Here is a 232-nt window from a genome sequence, read left to right as displayed (position 1 = left end):
CATATTAAACTCTTTGTCCAACATAAATACGAACCTCTCCCTCCTCGCCACCACTCGTCAAATGAGCATCCAAATCGTATGCCCTTTTCTCTAACGGTGCTTCGTGATATCCCGAAGATTGAATTTCTGTTATGTAGCGTTCCATAAATGCTATTGCACCTAAATGCCCCCCTTGTGCAACATGGACAAGTTCGTGAAAATGTAAGCGCAAATCCGCTGCAAACTGCGCAAG

The 232-nt window shown here is 44.4% G+C and carries 1 protein-coding gene; it reads right to left on the bottom strand.

The genetic code is table 11. From position 1 onward, the window contains the following. Positions 1–4 precede the first annotated feature (4 nt). Positions 5–232 (bottom strand): hypothetical protein (locus Q4519_RS22185; protein WP_303516156.1); only part of this gene is annotated, 228 nt, incomplete at its 5' end.

This window comes from Motilimonas sp. 1_MG-2023 (assembly GCF_030547455.1).
Lineage (GTDB): Bacteria > Pseudomonadota > Gammaproteobacteria > Enterobacterales > CBDFNC01 > Motilimonas.
Note: the sequence above shows the minus strand (reverse complement) of the source record. Positions and strands in the feature narration are given on the sequence as shown.